General features: G+C 68.8%; 14 protein-coding genes. 9 read left to right on the top strand and 5 right to left on the bottom strand.

Annotation, left to right across the window (positions count from 1 at the left end; all coding sequences use genetic code 11):
• The first annotated feature begins 27 nt into the window (after positions 1-27).
• The gene (locus FHP25_RS26170) at positions 28-1,095 is read left to right on the top strand and encodes an amidohydrolase family protein (protein ID WP_147849928.1); all 1,068 of its coding nucleotides are present in this window, start codon (positions 28-30) and stop codon (positions 1,093-1,095) included.
• Between the two features lie 13 nt (positions 1,096-1,108).
• Here FHP25_RS26170 and pcaB read toward each other — a convergent pair whose 3' ends face one another.
• From pcaB to fabA, 4 genes are all read right to left on the bottom strand, one after another.
• On the bottom strand, positions 1,109-2,452 hold the full coding sequence (gene pcaB / locus FHP25_RS26165) for a 3-carboxy-cis,cis-muconate cycloisomerase (RefSeq protein ID WP_147849927.1): 1,344 nt from the start codon (positions 2,450-2,452) through the stop codon (positions 1,109-1,111).
• Positions 2,453-2,556: 104 nt separating this feature from the next.
• Positions 2,557-3,348 carry an enoyl-ACP reductase FabI gene (locus tag FHP25_RS26160; RefSeq protein ID WP_147849975.1) on the bottom strand — a complete coding sequence of 264 codons (792 nt, stop codon included), beginning with the start codon at positions 3,346-3,348 and terminating at the stop codon, positions 2,557-2,559.
• Between the two features lie 107 nt (positions 3,349-3,455).
• A complete protein-coding gene (fabB, locus tag FHP25_RS26155; protein WP_147849926.1) occupies positions 3,456-4,688 on the bottom strand; it encodes a beta-ketoacyl-ACP synthase I in 1,233 nt (410 codons plus the stop codon).
• Position 4,689: 1 nt separating this feature from the next.
• Positions 4,690-5,202, bottom strand: coding sequence for a 3-hydroxyacyl-[acyl-carrier-protein] dehydratase FabA (fabA, locus tag FHP25_RS26150; protein WP_147849925.1), 513 nt, complete (start codon positions 5,200-5,202; stop codon positions 4,690-4,692).
• A gap of 199 nt (positions 5,203-5,401) precedes the next feature.
• Here fabA and irrA point away from each other — a divergent pair, with 199 nt between their 5' ends.
• The 6 genes from irrA (at position 5,402) to FHP25_RS26120 (ending at position 10,743) form a co-directional block, all read left to right on the top strand.
• A complete protein-coding gene (gene irrA, locus FHP25_RS26145; RefSeq protein ID WP_147849924.1) occupies positions 5,402-5,809 on the top strand; it encodes an iron response transcriptional regulator IrrA in 408 nt (135 codons plus the stop codon).
• A gap of 191 nt (positions 5,810-6,000) precedes the next feature.
• A complete protein-coding gene (locus tag FHP25_RS26140; RefSeq protein WP_147849923.1) occupies positions 6,001-6,417 on the top strand; it encodes a rubrerythrin family protein in 417 nt (138 codons plus the stop codon).
• 131 nt (positions 6,418-6,548) lie between these two features.
• Positions 6,549-7,901: a heterodisulfide reductase-related iron-sulfur binding cluster gene (locus tag FHP25_RS26135; protein ID WP_147849922.1), complete on the top strand. Its 1,353-nt coding sequence runs from the start codon at positions 6,549-6,551 to the stop codon at positions 7,899-7,901.
• Between the two features lie 8 nt (positions 7,902-7,909).
• Positions 7,910-8,494, top strand: a complete 585-nt coding sequence (locus FHP25_RS26130; protein WP_147849921.1) for a DUF3501 family protein — start codon at positions 7,910-7,912, stop codon at positions 8,492-8,494.
• A gap of 229 nt (positions 8,495-8,723) precedes the next feature.
• The gene (locus FHP25_RS26125; protein WP_178133790.1) at positions 8,724-10,112 is read left to right on the top strand and encodes an ActS/PrrB/RegB family redox-sensitive histidine kinase; all 1,389 of its coding nucleotides are present in this window, start codon (positions 8,724-8,726) and stop codon (positions 10,110-10,112) included.
• 73 nt (positions 10,113-10,185) lie between these two features.
• On the top strand, positions 10,186-10,743 hold the full coding sequence (locus FHP25_RS26120) for an ActR/PrrA/RegA family redox response regulator transcription factor (RefSeq protein ID WP_147849919.1): 558 nt from the start codon (positions 10,186-10,188) through the stop codon (positions 10,741-10,743).
• A gap of 24 nt (positions 10,744-10,767) precedes the next feature.
• Here the strand turns inward: FHP25_RS26120 and FHP25_RS26115 are convergent, their stop codons facing one another.
• Positions 10,768-11,571 carry an LOG family protein gene (locus FHP25_RS26115; protein WP_331461704.1) on the bottom strand — a complete coding sequence of 268 codons (804 nt, stop codon included), beginning with the start codon at positions 11,569-11,571 and terminating at the stop codon, positions 10,768-10,770.
• 156 nt (positions 11,572-11,727) lie between these two features.
• On the opposite strand from FHP25_RS26115, the gene ypfJ reads away from it, so the two are divergent.
• A complete protein-coding gene (ypfJ, locus tag FHP25_RS26110; protein WP_147849917.1) occupies positions 11,728-12,690 on the top strand; it encodes a KPN_02809 family neutral zinc metallopeptidase in 963 nt (320 codons plus the stop codon).
• Positions 12,690-13,181: a nucleoside deaminase gene (locus FHP25_RS26105; protein ID WP_147849916.1), complete on the top strand. Its 492-nt coding sequence runs from the start codon at positions 12,690-12,692 to the stop codon at positions 13,179-13,181. The genes ypfJ and FHP25_RS26105 overlap by 1 nt, the downstream gene beginning before the upstream one ends.

Below are 13,181 nucleotides of genomic sequence, written 5' to 3'. Positions count from 1 at the left end.
GTCGCCGGCCCGCGGGAGGAGGAAGCAATGAGCGATGCATCGGCGGTTCAGCGCATTTCGAACGATTTCCTGCCGGTGCGGCCGGACTGGCTTGCGCGCCATGCGGAGCCGGTGATCGAGCCCGACCTGCCGATCGTCGATCCGCATCATCATCTCATGGACAGCCCTGGCCATCGCTACCTGCTGCCGGAATTCCTCGACGACGCCGGCAGCGGACACAGGCTGGTCGCCTCGCTGTTCGTCGAGTGTCGGGTGTTCTACCGCCCCTATGGCGCCGATGACCGTCGCTCGCTGGGCGAGACCGAGTTCGTGAACGGCGTCGCCGCGATGGGCGCCAGCGGCGCCTACGGCCCGACACGGGCCTGCGCCGGCATCATCGGCAATGTCGACCTGCGCTTCGGCGACCGCGCCGGTCCTGCCCTGGAGGCGCATGTCGCCGCCGCCGGTGGCCGCTTCCGCGGCATCCGCAACGTCGCGGCATGGCACAAGGACGGCATCAAGGCCACGACCGCCAACCCGCCGCAGGGCCTGCTGCTGCGTCCCGATTTCCGCCAGGGCTTCGCGTGGCTCGCCAGGCTTGGCCTCACCTTCGACGCCTGGCTGCTCCATACGCAGCTCGGCGACCTGATCGACCTGGCGCGTGCCTTTCCGGACACGACGATCATCTGCGACCATATCGGCGGCCCGGCAGGGATCGGTCCCTATGCCGGCCGGCGCAGCGATGTCTTCACCGAATGGGAAACGGCGATGCGCACGCTGTCGCGTTGCCCCAACGTGAACGTGAAGCTGGGCGGCATGGGCATGCACGTCATGGGCTTCGACTTCCACATGGGCGAGCGGCCGGTGACGTCGGAGGTGCTCGCCGATGGCTGGCGGCCTTATGTCGATGTCTGCCTCGATGCCTTCGGGCCCGATCGGGCCATGTTCGAAAGCAACTTCCCGGTGGACAAGGGCTCGTGCAGCTGGGTGGTGCTGTGGAATGCTTTCAAGCGCCTGGCGTCGGGCATGTCCGCAGACGAGAAGCGCGCCTTGTTCATGGGCACGGCGTGCCGGGTATACGGCCTGAACCTTGCGGCGCAGGGCATTGCCGTCTGACGCCGTCGCGACGTCAGGCGCGGCCCGCCACGACGCGATCGACCATCAGCGGCGCCAGGCCGAGGTAGTTGGCCGGATCGCACAGCTTCGCCAGCGCGGCCCGGTCCAGGTGCTGCGTGACGGCGGGCGACTGCATCAGCGCGTCGAGCAGCGACAGGCCGCGGTCGGCAGCCAGCCGGCACGACTCGTAGACGACATCGTGCGCCGCCTGCCGGCCCATGGACGGCGCCAGGCCCATCATCACCGCCTCGGCCACGATCAGGCCGGATGTGATGTCGAGGTTGCGCCGCATGCGCACCGCATCGACGATCAGGCCGCCCAGCATGAACTTCGCCTGGTGCAGCGCGCTGGACGCCGCCAGGAACGACTCGGGGATCGCGGCCCATTCGACATGCCACGGACCGGTGGCGCGCTCGAAGTCGGTGACCAGCGCATCGAGCATCAGGCCGGCCTGCTGACGCACGATCTTGGCGGCAGCCAGGATCAGCTCGGACGAGATCGGGTTGCGCTTCTGCGGCATGGTGCTGGACGCGCCGCGGCCGTGGACGAAAGGCTCGAAGACCTCGCCGTATTCGGTCGACATCATGATCATGACGTCGAAGGCGATCTTGCCCAGCGTGCCGGTGATCAGGGCCAATACGCTCACCGCCTCGGCGAAGCCGTCGCGCGCGACATGCCATGTCGAGGCCGGCTCACCCAGCCCAAGCTCGCGCGCCAGCTCGCGCTGGACATCGAAGCCCTTGCCGCCGATCGAGGCCAGCGTGCCGGCGGCGCCGGCGAACTGCACGACCAGCACCCGCGGACGCAGCTGCGCCAGCCGCTCGGCATGGCGGTCCAGCGCCGCCAGCCAGATCGCGGCCTTGTAGCCGAACGTCACCGGCAGGGCCTGCTGCAGATGCGTGCGGCCGGCCATCGGCGTGTCGCGATGCTTTCGCGCCAGCGCCGCCAGGATGGCGCGCAGCGCCTCGATGTCGGCCGCCACGAGGTCGAGCGCGGCGCGCATCTGCAGCACCGTCGTGGTGTCCATGACGTCCTGCGTCGTGGCGCCCCAATGCACATAGCGCCCGGCCTCGCCGCACAAGGCCGAGAGCTGCGCCACCACCGGCAGGATGGGATAGCCGACATTGTCGGTCTCGCGCTTCAGGCGGTCGAAATCCAACGTCACCGTCGCCGCGGCGCGCGCGATCGCCTCGCCGGCATCGGCCGGAATGACCCCGGCGCGCGCCTCGGCGCGGGCCAGCGCCACCTCGACATCGACATAGCGCGCCACCAATGCGCGGTCGTCGAAGACGGCGCGCATCGCCGCCGTGCCGAACATGTCGCGAAACAGGGCCGACTCGAAAACTGTGCTGCCCATGGGCACTCCTCCAGAGGCCGCACGATGGCGTTGCCGCCGGTCGATGTCCACCGCGGCGCCCGGGCTGACGGCAGGCTGTGCTGAAGCGCGGAAGGCGCGCCGGGCTACTCCCGCTCGCCGTTGCCGGCGGGTGGCGGCGCCATGCCCATGATATGATAGCCGGAGTCGACGTGATGCAGCTCGCCGGTGACGCCGGCGGAGAGGTCGGACAGCAGGTAGAGCGCGGCGCCGCCGACATCGGCCTGCTCGACGTTGCGGCGCAGGGGCGCCACCTCGCGCGTGACGCGATAGACGTAGCGGCCATCGCCGATGACGGCTGCGGCCAGGGTGCGCATCGGCCCGGCCGATATGGCGTTGACGCGGATGTTCTTGGGCCCGAGATCGGCGGCCAGATAGCGCACGCTGGCCTCCAGGGCCGCCTTGGCCACGCCCATCACGTTGTAGCTGGGCATCACGTGGCGTGCGCCGCTGTAGGTCAGGGTCAGCAGGCTGCCGCCGCCCTGCATCAGGGGCTCGGCGCGCCGCGCGATGTCGGTGAAGGAGTAGCAGGAGATGGTGAGGCTGCGCTGGAAGTTGGCGCGCGTGCTGTCGACGTAGCGGCCCTTCAGCTCGTCCTTGTCGGAGTAGGCGATGGCGTGCACGACGAAGTCGAGGGTGCCCCAGCTCCGCGTCAGCGTGCCGAACAACGCATCGAGGCTGGCCTCGTCCTCGACATCGGCGGGCACCACGATCTTGGCGCCGATCGACTCCACCAGCGGCTTGACCCGCTGACCGAAGGTGTCGCCCTGGTAGGTGAAGGCGAGCTCGGCGCCGGCGGCATGACACGCCTTGGCGATGCCCCAGGCGATCGAGCGGTCGTTGGCGACCCCCATGATCAGGCCCTTGCGGCCGATCATCAGGCCGGCCGCACGTGCCGCCGCTGGACCGGCGGTCGAGACACGGCCATTGCCGCCGCCGTTGCCTGAATCGGGTGCCCGCGGGATCGGGCGGTCGGAAGGCCGGGTCATGCCCCCACCCGCTGGAAGACGAGGACCGCGTTGGTGCCGCCGAAGCCGAAGCTATTGGACATCACCGTCTCCAGCCCTGCCTCGTCGATGCGCTGGCGGGCGATGGGGAAACCCTCGGCACCGGGGTCGAGGTTCTCGATATTGGCCGACGCGGCCACGAAATCGTCACGCAGCATCAGCAGCGAGTAGATCGCTTCGTGCGCGCCGGTGGCGCCCTGGCTATGGCCGGTCAGCGACTTGGTCGAGCTGATCCTGGGCAGATCCTCGCCGAACACCTCGCGGATCGCGCCCAGCTCGGTGATATCGCCCACGGGTGTCGAGGTGCCGTGCGAGTTGATATAGTCGACCCGGCGGTTGCCGCGGGCGCCGCCGAAGCCGTCGAGCGCCAGCCGCATGGCCCGCACCGCGCCCTCGCCCGATGGCGCCACCATGTCGGCGCCGTCGCCGGTGGCGCCATAGCCGACCAGCTCGCCATAGATCTTGGCGCCGCGTGCCTTGGCGAGCTCGTAGTCCTCGAGCACGACGATGCCGCCGCCGCCCGAGATCACGAAGCCGTCGCGGTCGCGGTCATAGGCCCGGCTGGCCCGTGCCGGCGTGTCGTTGTACTTCGACGACATCGCGCCCATGGCGTCGAACAGCACCGAGAGAGTCCAGTCCAGCTCCTCGCCGCCGCCGGCGAACATGCGGTCGGCCTTGCCCAGCATGATCGTCTCGGCCGCGTTGCCGATGCAGTGCGCCGAGGTCGAGCACGCCGACGTGATCGAGTAGGTCGGCCCCTTGATCCTGTAGGCGGTGCCGAGATTGGCCGACACGGTGCTCGACATCGCGCGTGGCACCTGGAACGGGCCGATCCGCTTGGGACCCTTTTCCCTGGTGGTGATCGCGGCCTGCACGATGGCGCCCGTGGTCGGGCCGCCGGAGCCGGCGATCAGGCCGGTACGCTCGTTGGAAATGTCCTTGTCGCCGAGGCCGGCGTCGGCGATCGCTTCCTTCATCGCCAGCCAGGCATAGGCGGCGCCGTCGCCCATGAACCGGCGCAGCCGGCGATCGACGGTGGCGTCGAGATCGACCTTGAGCGTGCCGTGCACTTGGCAGCGGAAGCCCAGGTCGCGGTACTGCGGCGCGAATTCAATACCCGACCGGCCTTCCTTCAACGCCGCCGTCACCTCGCCGGCATTGTTGCCGATGCTGGAGACGATCCCGAGGCCGGTGACAACAACCCGCCGCATGTCAGGCCGCCTGCGGCTGGAAGAGACCGACCTTCATGTCGGTCGCTTCAAAGATCGGCGTGCCGTCTGCCTCCGCGATGCCGTCGGCGATACCCAGCACCAGCTTGCGCAGGATCACGCGCTTGAAGTGGATGCGATAGGTGACCTTGCGGATCGCCGGCGTCACCATGCCGCTGAATTTCACCTCGCCGACGCCCAGCGCCCGGCCGCGGCCGGGCGCCTTCAGCCAGCCCAGGAAGAAGCCGACGAGCTGCCACATCGCGTCGAGGCCGAGGCAGCCCGGCATCACCGGATCACCCTGGAAATGCACCGGGAAGAACCAGAGGTCGGGCTTCACATCCAGCTCGGCGACAACCTCGCCTTTGCCGTACTTCCCGCCTGTGTTGCCGATATGCACGATGCGGTCGAACATCAGCATCGGCGGCAGGGGAAGCTGCGCATTGCCGGGGCCGAACAGCAGCCCCTTGGCGCACTGGATCAAGTCCTCGTAATTGTAGCTGCTTTTGTTGGTCACGTGCGGTCCATGGGCCAACGCCGGTCACCCGAGCCGGCAGTCGAACGTTTCGCGGGCGTTCTAACAGATAGGGTGCTGCCCGGAAACAGACAATTCCCCCGCCCCGTCAAGCCCCTAGCCGGCGGTCCGGGGCCCGGGCCCGGCACCGTGACGATCCGGCCTAGGCAATGCCGCCGCCTTGGCGTAAGAAGGACGAATCATGTCCGGCCACCCTGCCATCGTCGACCGCCTGCGGGCGGCCGGCCTGCGACCGACCCGCCAGCGGTTGACCCTGGGGACGTTGCTGTTCGGCAGCGGGATCGACCGCCATGTGACGGCCGAGGAGCTCCATGCCGAGGCCGCGGCGCGTGGTGCGCGGGTGTCGCTGGCGACCGTCTACAACGCCCTTAACCAGTTCACCGCCGCCGGACTGCTGCGGGAGGTGCTGGTCGGGCCCGGCCGGCTCTATTTCGATACCAATGTCGGCGACCATCATCATTTTTACATTGAGGATGACGGCACGCTGCTCGACATTCCCGCTGACCGGGTGACGATCACACAGCTGCCGGACGCCCCGGCCGGCATGAATGTCGAGCGGGTGGACGTCGTGGTGCGCGTGCGCCGCTAAGAACCGGCCGCTCGTCTTTTTTAGAATAGCTCTAAACTGTTGACCGGTATCGGCCGCCTTCCTATAAACGGCGGGGCGGCCGCCTGCGGACATCAGGGCCGCCGCCTGTTGATTGCATGCTCCCTGCCCCAGGGGGCACTGCGCGCGGCAAGGCGGGCGGCTGACCGCCGCCGTTGAGAGGGAGACATTCGATGAGCAAGCTTGGTGGTTCCAAGACCGAAGGCAACCTGAAGGCGGCTTTTGCCGGCGAAAGCCAGGCCAATCGCCGCTACCTGTACTTCGCCCAGAAGGCGGACGTCGAGGGCTACAATGACGTCGCGACCGTGTTCCGCTCGACGGCGGAAGGCGAGACCGGCCACGCCCACGGCCATCTCGAGTTCCTCGAGGCGGTCGGCGACCCGGCCACCGGCCTCAAGATCGGCGGCACCTCGGACAACCTGAAGGCCGCGATCGCCGGCGAGACGCACGAGTACACCGACATGTACCCGGGCATGGCACGCACCGCCCGCGAGGAAGGCTTCGACGAGATCGCCGAGTGGTTCGAGACCCTGGCGAAGGCCGAGAAGAGCCACGCCGGCCGCTTCCAGAAGGCGCTCGACACGCTCTGATGCGCTTTGCCCCGCGGCGGCGTGCTGCGCCGCCGCGGGCTTGCGCCGCCAAACCGTTCATTCTGCTGCCGCGAACTTCCGTGCCCGGCGCGCACGGGGTGTGGCGGCCGTTCTGATTGTGCGGACCCGCCATGCGCGAAGGCAGCCTCGAAGCCCCTACCCGTCATCCGCTGGCCTGGACCAGCGACGATTTCTACGACGAGGCCAAGCTCGATGCCGAGATGCGGCGGGTGTTCGACATCTGCCACGGCTGCCGGCGCTGCTTCAATCTCTGCGATTCGTTCCCGCGCCTGTTCGACCTGGTCGACGCCACCGATGTCGGCGAGGTCGAAGGCGTGAAGAGCGACGATTTCGGCCCGGTCGTCGAAGCCTGCACGCTGTGCGACATGTGCTTCATGACCAAGTGCCCCTATGTGCCGCCGCATGCGTGGAACCTGGATTTCCCGCACCTGATGCTGCGCTATCGCGCGGTCGAGGCGAAGAAGCGCGGCACCCCGTTCATGCAGCGGCAGATGGCCGAGACCGACCGCAACGGCCGCCTCGCGAACCTCGCCTCCGGCCTGGCCAACTGGGCGACGGACGAGAAGAACAGGACGACGCGCGGCCTGATGGAAAGCGTTGCCGGAATCCATCACGGCGCCCACCTGCCGCGCTATGCGGACGAGACGCTGCTCAACCGCGCGCGCCGCGAGACGCTGACGCTCAACACCGCCGCGCCGGCCTACGGCAAGCGCAAGGCGGTCCTCTACGCGACCTGCTACGGCAACTTCAACAACACCGATATCGGCGCCGCCACGCGCGCCGTGCTGGCGCACAACGGCATCGAGACCGAGGTGGTGCATCCCGCCTGCTGCGGCATGCCCAAGCTGGAGCTGGGCGATATCGCATCCGTGGCGGACGCGGCGCGTGACGTCTCCGCCGCCCTCGTGCCCTGGATCGACAAGGGCTACGACGTGATCGCGCTGACGTCGTCCTGCGCCCTGATGCTGAAGTTCGAATGGCAGCTGATCCTGCCCGGCGACGAGACCCTGAAGCGCCTGGCCAAGGCGACGTACGACATCACCGAGTACATCGTGGACATCGCCAAGACCGAAGGCCTGGCGCCGGGCCTGGGCAAGCTCGACGGCGGCGTGTCGGTGCATCTGGCCTGCCACGCGCGCGCGCAGAACATGGGCGCCAAGGCGGCCGAGCTGATGCGGCTGATCCCGGACGCATCGGTATCGGTGATCGAGCGCTGCTCGGGCCATGGCGGCGTGTGGGGCGCGCGCCGCGAGAACTTCAACATCGCCGTGAAGGTCGGGCGGCCGGCAGCACGCCAGGCCCTGCGCGACGGCCACGCCCATATCGCCTCCGAATGCCCGCTGGCCGCCGATCACCTGCTGCAGGTCATGCAGATGAGCGCTGCCGACGGCGAGCCGCCCAAGCCCACCCGCGCCCACCACCCCATCGAGCTGTTCGCCAAGGCGTACGGCCTCACCGTCTGAGGACCGCCATGCGCAAGATCACCGCAGCCGACATCCTGCCGCTGACCGAGTACGCCAAGGTGCGTGCCGAGCGGCGCCGTGCCCTCACCCAGATCAAGCGCAACCGCCGCCTGGAGGTCGGCCCGTTCGCCACCTTCTATTTCGAGAGCTTCGACACGATGCTGCACCAGGTGCAGGAGATGCTCTTCATCGAGAAGGGCGGCGCCGAGCAGATCCCGGACGAGCTTGCGGCCTACAACCCGCTGATCCCCGACGGGCGTGAGCTGACGGCCACGGTGATGATCGAGATCGACGAGCCGGTGCGCCGGACGCGGGTGCTGGCCACCCTGGGCGGCATCGAGCACACGATGTACCTGCGGGTCGGCGGCGAGACCATCAAGGGCCTCGCCGAGGAAGACCAGGACCGCACCAACGCCGAGGGCAAGGCGTCGTCGGTGCATTTCGTGCACTTCCCCTTCTCGCCGTCGCAGATCGCGGCCTTCCGCCAGCCCGGCAAGGAGGTGGTCGTGGGCTTCTCGCATCCCAACTACGGCCACATGGCGGTCATGCCGGACGCCGTGCGCACCGCGCTGGCAGGCGATTTCGAGGGTTAGCTGCTTGCTCTCCCGCTTGCGGGCTACGGTATCCACACATCTTCAGTGTCATCCCGAGCGCCAGCGAGGGATCTCCTGCGAATGGCGCACCGTGCGTCTTTCGCGGGAGATCCCTCGCTGGCGCTCGGGATGACAGTCCGATTTTTTCGGGACGCAAGCTCTCTGAGACTGGATGTGTGAAGCGCGTAGCGCTTGCGGGAGCGGTGAAAAGCTATGCCATAATCGCCCGATGGCAGTGACCGAGGACCTCCCTCCGGAAGCCGAGCCAAGACGCGAGTCCGTATCGCCGGTGCCCAGCCCGCGCCGGCCGGCGCCGCCAACGCTCGAGGAGATCGCGGGGCGCCTGCAGTCCCGCGGCGGCGTGCGGCTGCGCTCGCTGGTCCTGATCCGCTGGATCGCTGTGGCCGGCCAGGCGTTCACCGCCGGCGTCGTCACCTGGGGCCTTGCCTTCAGCTACCCCGTGATCCCCGTGGCGGCGGCGATCGCGCTGTCGGCGGCGCTCAATCTCGGCTTCGAGCTCAGCCAGCCGGGCGCCACGCGGCTCAATGACCGTGAGACCGCGGTATTCCTGGGCTTCGACACGCTTCAGCTCACTTTCCTGCTGTTCTTCACCGGCGGCATCTCCAATCCGTTCTCGCTGCTGATGCTGGCGCCAGTCGCGATCGCCGGCTCGACCTTGGGCGTGCGCAGCGTGGTGGTGTTGTCGGCGCTGTCGACCCTGTGCGCCGGCTTCGTCGCGGTGTTCCATTTCCCGCTGCCGTGGGACGGGCCGCCGCCCGAGCTGCCGCCGATCTACATGGTTGCGATCTGGGCCAGCTTGACTCTCTCGATCATCCTGATCGCGGTCTACACATGGCGGGTCGCCGAGGAAGCCCGCCAGATGGGCGACGCCCTGGCGGCGGCGTCGGCGGCGCTGGCGCATGAGCAGCGCATGGCGTCCCTGGGCGCGCTGGCCGCCGCTGCGGCGCACGAGCTGGGCAGCCCGCTGTCGACCATCTCGCTGGTGGCGCGCGAGATGCAGCGCGAGGTCGAGCATGACGATCCGCTCAAGCCCGACGTCGAGCTGCTGGTCGAGCAGTCGGAGCGTTGCCGCACCATCCTCGCCCGGCTGACCGTCGATCCCACGATCGACGTTTCGGAAGCCTACAGCGTGGTGTCGGTGCCGACCCTGGTCGAGGCTGCCGCCGACCCGTGGGACGATGGCACGGTCGAGATCGCCTACCTGCAGATGCAGGCCGCGGCCGACGCGCCCGACGCGCCGCCGGTGATGGTGCGCGGCCCGGAGTTCCTGCAGGGCATCGGCAACTTGGTGCACAACGCGACTGGTTTCGCGCGCCAGCGCGTGACGGTGACGACCCGCTGGACACGCGACTGGGTCGAGGTCGAGGTTGCGGACGACGGACCTGGCTTTCCCGAAATGCTGCTCGACGAGCTCGGCTCGCCGTTCGTCTCGACCCGTGCCGGCAGCCACGGACACATGGGACTGGGCACGTTCATCGCCAAGACGCTGCTGGAGCGCACCGGCGCCGCCGTGCAGTTCGGCAACCAGCCCACGCCGGAAGGCGGCGGCGCCCGGGTGACCGTACGCTGGCGCAACCCGGTGTTCCGGGATACATAATGTAACCACGCATAGGCTGGGCGCCCGGCCGCGCGGGCTGTATCGGCCTGGGTATCGCGCCAGGGAGGGATGATTGACGCAGGATGCCACGACAGACAAGGCTGCCGAGCGCACCATCCTGATCGCCGACGACGATGCGCCGTTGCGCACGCGCCTGGCGCGGGCGCTGGAGCAGCGCGGCTACACCGTGATCGCCGCCGGCAGCGTGGCCGAGGCGATGGCCCACGTCGAGAAGCCGCCGGGCTTCGCCGTGCTCGACATGAGGCTGGGCGATGGCAGCGGGCTGGAGCTGGTGAGCGCGCTGCGCAAGGCGCGGCCCGATATCCGCATCGTGATGCTGACCGGCTACGGCAACATCGCGACCGCCGTCGCAGCGGTGAAGGAAGGCGCCATCGACTACCTCGCCAAGCCGGCCGACGCCGACCAGATCGAGGCGGCGCTGATGGCGACCGGCACGCGCCTGCCGCCGCCACCGTCGAATCCCATGCCGGCCGACCGCGTGCGCTGGGAGCACATCCAGCGTGTGTTCGAGCAGTGCGACCGCAATGTCTCCGAGACGGCCCGCCGCCTCAACATGCACCGCCGCACCTTGCAACGGATCCTCGGCAAGCACGCCCCCAAGGAGCAGTGACGCTGCGGCCGCGCGCGGCCCGAATCACACCTTGCTGGCGCGGCGTGGCCAGACGAAGCCGTTGGGATCGAGCACGCCGCGCGCCACCAGCGACTGCCACGCCTGTTCCGGCGTATCGACGACATCGAACAGCTTGACGTCGGCGGCCGCGATCACGCCGGTGTCGACCAGGAAGTCGAAATCGACCGCCTTGCGCCAGAAATCCGTCCCGACCAGGACCACCGGTGCGCGCCTTCCCTTGCCGGTCTGCTGCAGGGTCAGGATCTCGAACAGCTCGTCGAAGGTGCCGAAGCCGCCCGGGAAGATCGCCAGTGCCCGCGCCCGCATGGCGAAGTGCATCTTGCGCATAGCGAAATAGTGGAACTGGAAGGTCAGATCCGAGGTCGAGTAGCCGTTGGGCTTCTCCTCGTGCGCCAGCACGATATTGAACCCGATCGACGGGGCGCCGGCATCGGCGGCGCCCCGGTTGGCCGCCTCCATGATGCCCGGGCCGCCGCCGGTGGCGATGACATTGAAGCGCTCGCCGTCCTTCAGCGCCAGCGCGCCGCCTTGCTCGGAGGCCAGGCGTGCGAATGCACGGGCGCTTTCGTAGTACGGTGCCAGCGCCATCAGCCGGTCGAGCCGCGCCACGTCCGACTTGCCGTTGGCCGACTTGCGCAGGGCGTCGAGCTGCTCGGGGGATGGCACGCGGGCGCTGCCGAAGACGATGATGGTCGAGCGGATCTTCCAGTCGCGCAGGATCAGCTCGGCCTTGTCGTATTCCAGCGCGAAACGCATGCCGCGCATCTCGTCGCGCCGCAGGAAGACGTTGTCATCGACCGCCAGCATGTAGCTGCGTGAGGGCTTCGAAGGGCTTTTGCTCGACATAAAAATACTCGAAGGCGATAGTGCGCATTCTAGCGCGAAACACTGACGTGCCGCGAACATTGTGGCGCTGACAGGGATACGACGAGTCCGGCTATACTGGAGCCGACGGAGGTTGCCATGCGGCTCGACGACACGCCTGAAAGCCAGAACGTGGAGGATCTTCGGGACACCGACGCCACGGGCGGCGGACCGATGGGCGGTGGCTTCGGCGGCGGCGGCTTCGGCGGCGGAGGCGGCATCCCAATTCCACTGGGCGGGGGCAGCCTCGGCCTGGTGATCATCGTCGTGGCCGCCCTGTTCTTCGGGATCGATCCCATGTCGCTGCTGGGCGGCGGCGGTGGCGGCGGCCAGTACCAGCCGGCGCCGGCGCCGCCGCAGATGCGGCCGGTGCCGCAGGGCCAGCAGCAGGGTTCGCGTGCGCCGGCTGGCCGTGACGACGAGATGCGCCGCTTCGTCGCCCGGGTGCTGGGCAGCACCGAGGAGATCTGGGACGACCAGCTGCCGCGCCAGGCCAACCGGCAATACAGCAAACCGACGCTGGTGCTGTTCTCAGGCGCCGTCCGGTCGGCCTGCGGCATGGCCGATGCGGCGGTCGGGCCGTTCTACTGCCCCGGCGACCAGCGGCTCTACATCGACCTGTCGTTCTACGATCAGCTCGCGCGGCGCTTCGGCGCCCCTGGCGACTTCGCCCAGGCCTATGTGATCGGCCATGAGATCGGGCACCACATCCAGAACCTGCTGGGCATCCTGCGCAAGGTCCAGGAGGCCCAGGGCCGCATGAGCAAGGCCCAGGCAAACGCCGTGCAGGTGCGCGTCGAGCTGCAGGCCGACTGCCTGGCCGGCGTCTGGGCCTTCCATGCCAACCAGCGGCGCCGGATCCTGGAGCCCGGCGATGTCGAGGAGGCGCTGACGGCGGCGGCGGCGATCGGCGATGACCGCCTGCAGCGCCAGGCGCGCGGCTACGTGCAGCCCGAGAGCTTCACCCATGGCACGTCGGCGCAGCGCCAGCGCTGGTTCCAGCGCGGCCTGCAGTCCGGCGAGTTGCGCGGCTGCGACACGTTCAACACGCAGGAGCTGTGATGGCGGCTGCCGACGCCACCGCGGGCGATGACGCCTTCCTGCGCGAGGCGGTCCGGCTGTCGCGCGAGAAGATGGAGGCCGGCCTGGGCGGCCCGTTCGGCGCCGTGGTGGTGCGTGACGGCGCCATCATCGCGCGCGGCTGGAACCAGGTGACCACGGCGCACGATCCCACCGCCCATGCCGAGATCACCGCCATCCGTGCCGCCTGCCAGGCGCTGGGCCATTTCGAGCTGCGCGGCTGCACGATCTACACCAGCTGCGAGCCCTGCCCGATGTGCCTGGGCGCGATCTATTGGGCGCGCCCCGATCGCGTGGTCTATGCCAACACGCGCCAGGATGCGGCCGCGATCGGCTTCGACGACGACTTCATCTATCGCGAGGTGCCGCTGCCGCCCGGCGCCCGCTCGCTGACCTTCGTGCATCTGCCGTCGGACGAAGCCCGCGCCGTGTTCTCGGCCTGGGAGGCGAAGCCGGACAAGCTGCGCTACTGA

The organism is Vineibacter terrae (assembly GCF_008039615.1).
Taxonomy (GTDB): domain Bacteria; phylum Pseudomonadota; class Alphaproteobacteria; order Reyranellales; family Reyranellaceae; genus Vineibacter; species Vineibacter terrae.
This window is presented reverse-complemented; position numbering and strand designations above follow the sequence as displayed.

What these genes read in the sequence shown, in the direction of transcription:
- FHP25_RS26130 (WP_147849921.1), top strand. Translation starts at nt 7,910, where the DNA reads ATGCGCAAGATCACCGCAGCCGACATCCTGCCGCTGACCGAGTACGCC.
- FHP25_RS26105 (WP_147849916.1), top strand. Translation starts at nt 12,690, where the DNA reads ATGGCGGCTGCCGACGCCACCGCGGGCGATGACGCCTTCCTGCGCGAG.
- ypfJ (WP_147849917.1), top strand. Translation starts at nt 11,728, where the DNA reads ATGCGGCTCGACGACACGCCTGAAAGCCAGAACGTGGAGGATCTTCGG.
- FHP25_RS26115 (WP_331461704.1), bottom strand. Translation starts at nt 11,571, where the DNA reads ATGCTGGCGGTCGATGACAACGTCTTCCTGCGGCGCGACGAGATGCGC.
- FHP25_RS26140 (WP_147849923.1), top strand. Translation starts at nt 6,001, where the DNA reads ATGAGCAAGCTTGGTGGTTCCAAGACCGAAGGCAACCTGAAGGCGGCT.
- FHP25_RS26125 (WP_178133790.1), top strand. Translation starts at nt 8,724, where the DNA reads ATGGCAGTGACCGAGGACCTCCCTCCGGAAGCCGAGCCAAGACGCGAG.
- FHP25_RS26160 (WP_147849975.1), bottom strand. Translation starts at nt 3,348, where the DNA reads ATGATCGGCCGCAAGGGCCTGATCATGGGGGTCGCCAACGACCGCTCG.
- FHP25_RS26170 (WP_147849928.1), top strand. Translation starts at nt 28, where the DNA reads ATGAGCGATGCATCGGCGGTTCAGCGCATTTCGAACGATTTCCTGCCG.
- fabB (WP_147849926.1), bottom strand. Translation starts at nt 4,688, where the DNA reads ATGCGGCGGGTTGTTGTCACCGGCCTCGGGATCGTCTCCAGCATCGGC.
- irrA (WP_147849924.1), top strand. Translation starts at nt 5,402, where the DNA reads ATGTCCGGCCACCCTGCCATCGTCGACCGCCTGCGGGCGGCCGGCCTG.
- FHP25_RS26135 (WP_147849922.1), top strand. Translation starts at nt 6,549, where the DNA reads ATGCGCGAAGGCAGCCTCGAAGCCCCTACCCGTCATCCGCTGGCCTGG.
- pcaB (WP_147849927.1), bottom strand. Translation starts at nt 2,452, where the DNA reads ATGGGCAGCACAGTTTTCGAGTCGGCCCTGTTTCGCGACATGTTCGGC.